2 protein-coding genes are annotated in these 551 nt (G+C 43.7%); both read right to left on the bottom strand.

The window, feature by feature from the left end; all coding sequences use genetic code 11:
- Nucleotides 1–4 precede the first annotated feature (4 nt).
- Nucleotides 5–427: a helix-turn-helix domain-containing protein gene (locus RRF55_RS27215; protein WP_032421724.1), complete on the bottom strand. Its 423-nt coding sequence runs from the start codon at nt 425–427 to the stop codon at nt 5–7.
- Nucleotides 427–551, bottom strand: a 125-nt coding sequence (locus tag RRF55_RS27210) for a Rop family plasmid primer RNA-binding protein (protein ID WP_200541109.1), incomplete at its 5' end; no start/stop codon positions are given. The genes RRF55_RS27210 and RRF55_RS27215, both read right to left, overlap by 1 nt.

Raw genomic sequence — 551 nt, 5'->3', positions numbered from 1 at the left:
GGGGTCAGGATTTTTTCCAGAATTTCCACCACGGGGAATCGGGTGGTGAAGAAGGTTCGTGCTTGTGCTCCAGAAGCTGCATAGCCTGACGAAGGGAATCAATATGCTCATCTCGAGCCTTAACAGCCCCTTTAAGACCATCGTTTTCAGCTTCTAGTAAAGCAATTCTATGTTGTAAATCATGTAAATCAACGCTGTTAACACCTGTAGATTCTGCGTCACTTTTTACATCATATTTTACAGTATCGATGACACCATCAAGAGAACCAAACACTCTAATAAGCTCTGAAGTATCAATAACTTTAATAGCCTTCCCGTGCTTTACAACAGAGGTGTAACTTAACTTCCCACTGTTAATCATCTTGTAAATTGTGGGGCGACTAACCTTAACAAGCCGTGCCGCTTCACTAATAGACACTCTGGCCATCAGTTTCCATCCTGTAATTCATCCAGTCTCGAGGACAGTGTACGGAAAAGATGCTCCGCATCATCGTGAAGTTTCTCACAAAGGTCGGCCTCGACATCGAGATCAAGCTCGTTAAGCTTCTCCA

This window comes from Klebsiella sp. K47 (genome assembly GCF_051858335.1).
GTDB classification, from domain to species: Bacteria; Pseudomonadota; Gammaproteobacteria; order Enterobacterales; family Enterobacteriaceae; genus Klebsiella; species Klebsiella pneumoniae.
The sequence above is the reverse complement of the archived record's forward strand: the minus strand, read 5'-3'. Positions and strand labels throughout refer to the sequence as shown.

Coding starts and splice junctions, on each gene's coding strand:
- RRF55_RS27215 (WP_032421724.1), bottom strand. CDS start 427: ATGGCCAGAGTGTCTATTAGTGAAGCGGCACGGCTTGTTAAGGTTAGT.